This is a genomic window from Vibrio sp. Vb1574 (assembly GCF_033338675.1).
Window position 1 is genome coordinate 1 of sequence record NZ_JAWOTC010000081.1, and the last position, 3,495, is coordinate 3,495.

At 43.7% G+C, this 3,495-nt stretch carries 2 protein-coding genes; both read right to left on the reverse strand.

The window, feature by feature from the left end; translation table 11 throughout:
* Nucleotides 1-406: 406 nt before the first annotated feature.
* Nucleotides 407-2,215 carry a long-chain fatty acid--CoA ligase gene (locus tag R7O12_RS23515; protein ID WP_318100812.1) on the reverse strand — a complete coding sequence of 603 codons (1,809 nt, stop codon included), beginning with the start codon at nucleotides 2,213-2,215 and terminating at the stop codon, nucleotides 407-409.
* Nucleotides 2,216-2,508: 293 nt separating this feature from the next.
* On the reverse strand, nucleotides 2,509-3,468 hold the full coding sequence (calR, locus tag R7O12_RS23520; RefSeq protein ID WP_005379693.1) for a LysR family transcriptional regulator CalR: 960 nt from the start codon (nucleotides 3,466-3,468) through the stop codon (nucleotides 2,509-2,511).
* Between the last annotated feature and the right edge of the window lie 27 nt (nucleotides 3,469-3,495).

The following is a 3,495-nucleotide window of genomic DNA, read 5'->3' on the forward strand; positions in this document are numbered from 1 at the left end:
TTGGTCTGGTTTTACATAGTCTAGGTCTTATTCGTAGCCTAATCGAAATACTTCCACGTTTTCGGCTATGTCTTGCGTTCGTCATAACATCCCGCAAGGTTACCCAACAAATGTAACGTTTTATTATCAAAGGGTCTAATGAGAGATTGGTCTACTTTTTAAACAAGATACTAGTAATTAGAATGTTAGTAGGAATAGCAGCCACACATCTCCTATTTCACAGTACAACCTAAAAAATTAACGCTCAAAAAAAGAACATTATTTCATAAGGTTTTAGCTATAGGGTGCGAAATAGCGTTATTTGACGAGCAAAGCAGAAAAAATCAATGCAAACAAAAATCCCCAGCAATGCGCGATCACATCACGGGGGATTTTTTCATCAATATAAAATCTAAGTCAGCTTAAGTTACTTTTTATCCGACTTTTCCTTATACATTTCTTCAATTTCATCTTGGTATTTGTCATTGATGACTTTACGACGAAGTTTTTGAGTTGGCGTTAACTCACCATCATCCATAGAGAAAGCTCTTGGTAACAGTTTAAACTTCTTCACTTGTTCAAACTTTGCCAACTCTTTTTGAAGATCGTTCACCCGCTTCTCAAGCATTTCGACCACCTGGTGGTGCTTAATCAACTCAACGCGATCGTGATATTTGATATTCAGCTCTTTCGCGTACTCTTCTAGCGAGTCATAACAAGGCACGATAAGCGCAGAAACAAACTTACGAGTATCCGCAATGACTGCGATTTGCTCGATGAAGTGGTCTTTACCAATCGCACCTTCAATCATTTGTGGAGCGATGTATTTACCACCTGAAGTTTTCATCAACTCTTTGATACGATCGGTGATGAACAAGTTGCCATTTTCATCAATGTAACCAGCGTCGCCCGTTTTTAGGAAACCGTGCTCATCAAAGGTCTTTTCCGTCTCTTCTGGCATTTTGTAATAGCCACGCATCACCATTGGACCACGAACCAGAATCTCGTTGTTTTCGCCAATCTTGACCTGTGCGCCAGGCATCGACATTCCAATAGAGTCGGGGTTAAAACATTTATCATCCCAACACGATACTGTCGCCGTGGTTTCAGTCATGCCGTAGCCCAACTTAACGTTGATACCAATCGCATGGAAGAATCGACCGATGGTTTCATCCAGCTTTGCACCACCACAAGGCATAAAGTTGATTTGCCCGCCAAGTAGCGCACGCAGTTTGCTCAGAACCAACTTATCCGCCAAAGCGTATGACTTACGCAGCAAGAGCGATGGCTGACGTTTTTCTTGATGACAAGCGGCCATTTTTGCGCCCATGTTGACTGCCCAAGTAAACATGATCTTACGATGAATCGGCGCGCGAGACACTTTCTCATGAATCGCAGAGAAGATCTTCTCATAGAAACGCGGTACGGCACACATCACGGTAGGTCGCACCTGGCTCAGTGCATCACGTACTTGCATGGTGTCTTGCAAATAGCAGTTGGTCGCCCCTTTGTACAATACATAAAAGGTCCAAGCGCGCTCAAATACGTGTGATAACGGAAGGAAACATAATGACACGTCACTTTGAGAAAGGCTCAAGCGCTGATCGTGCCCTTCCAATTGCGCCGCAATGTTTGCGTAGTCCAACATAACGCCTTTTGGCTGGCCTGTTGTACCCGAGGTGTAGATCAGCGTGAGTAGATCATCTTCTTTTGCCTGATCTAAACGCGCGTCCAATTCAACTTGATATGTAGCGTCGCCTTTGGCAACAAATGCTTGCCAAGAGATAACGAAATCATGATCGCCAAGTTCCACATCATCAGACATCGCAACAATGAGCTCTAACTGTTCGCACTGGTCGAAAATGCTCACTGCTGCATCAAGTTGAGGCTGTTCACCAACAAACAGAACTTTGACGTCTGCATTGTTAATGATGTACGCCGACTGGGCGGCAGTATTGGTTGGGTAAATAGGTACTGTCACGCTGCGTAATTGCAGTGCTGCGATATCAGCAATCGTCCATTGCGGCATGTTGTTCGAGAAAATGCCGATCTTATCTTGGACTCCTAATCCCTGAGCCAAAAGTGCAAGTGATAAAGCATCAACTTGCTGACCAAATTGCGTCCACGTAATACCTTGCCACTCCTCACCCACTTTATGCTTGAGTGCAACGCGTGTACCACCGTTCGCAATTTGTTCACGAATACGTTTAACGATATGAAAATCTAACTTGGCCATTCTTTTACTTACCTTTTGGCTTACAGGCGTAAGCTAATTGAGCGAACAAGTGTACTCACGGCTTGCTAAAACGCAACTGACCAGTATCAAACTTATCACTAATAAGAGACAACTATCACTTATACGTCGCGAACGTACCTCAAATTGCTGAATGATTACTCTATTTAACTTACTGTTTAGATTGTTTATTACGAAAACAAAAAGCCCCGAGAGACAAAAATCGCTCGGGGACCAATGAATTGTAAAAATTGATGATTACCAATATGGTCTAATCGAGAAGACCAAACGTCATCTTATTTTGCGGCAACGACTTCACCACAAGTGATCATCAGTTGATCGCGTAGCCAAATGTGGCCTTTATCTTTTTCACTTGATTCATGCCAGCTTAAGAATCCACTGATTTCTTTGTTCGCAAATGGGAAATCAAGAATTTGCAGTTGATCGCTGTTTACCGCATTTTCCGCCATCCAACGTGGTGCAATAGTCACAAGCTCAGATTGACCCACCACGTATAGTAGGTTGCTTAAACTAGAACCTTCATACGCCGCTTGGCAATCCAGTTCACGGTACGCTTGCTCTGAGAAACTACGTTGGCCATGCACTTTCGATAACTTCGCATGCTTTTCGTTAAGCAGTTGCTCAGCCGTCACACCACCTTGAATGCGTGGGTGGGTTTTTGATGCGATAACCACTAATTCATCTTTGAAGATTTCAGTACTTGAGAAACCTTGCTCATCAAAACGAGCGTAGTCGATCACGAAATCAATTTCTTGGTAGCGCATACGCTCAGACAACAAACGGTCAAATTCTGCATCTAGGTGAAGCTGAACGTTTGGTGCTTGTTGATTCACTTTTGCCATGATCTTCGGAGCAAAACGCATGTCACAAGGGCTGCAAATCGCAAGCTTGAATAAGCGAGTCGAAGATTCTGGTTGGAATACAGAGCTAGGAAGTTCATTGCGAATCAGCTGTAGTGCTTGGCGAATAGGACCAAACAGTTGACGTGCTCGTTGCGTAGGCTGAATACCACGACCTTGGCGCATGAATAGCTCGTCGTTAAACATCACTTTTAAGCGTGCCACGGCGTTACTTACCGCCGGTTGAGACATGCCTAGGTTATGTGCTGCACGAGTAATATTTTGCTCTTGCATTACAGCATCAAATACAGTCAGTAGGTTTAAATCTACACCACGCAAAGTGCTTTCCATACGGTAGCTAGCAATTGCGCTCATCGCGTCTTTCTTCTCTAACATTGAGTGCGCCTCTTTTGTAATCGTCAA

Coding starts and splice junctions, on each gene's coding strand:
- calR (WP_005379693.1), bottom strand. CDS start 3,468: ATGTTAGAGAAGAAAGACGCGATGAGCGCAATTGCTAGCTACCGTATG.
- R7O12_RS23515 (WP_318100812.1), bottom strand. CDS start 2,215: ATGGCCAAGTTAGATTTTCATATCGTTAAACGTATTCGTGAACAAATT.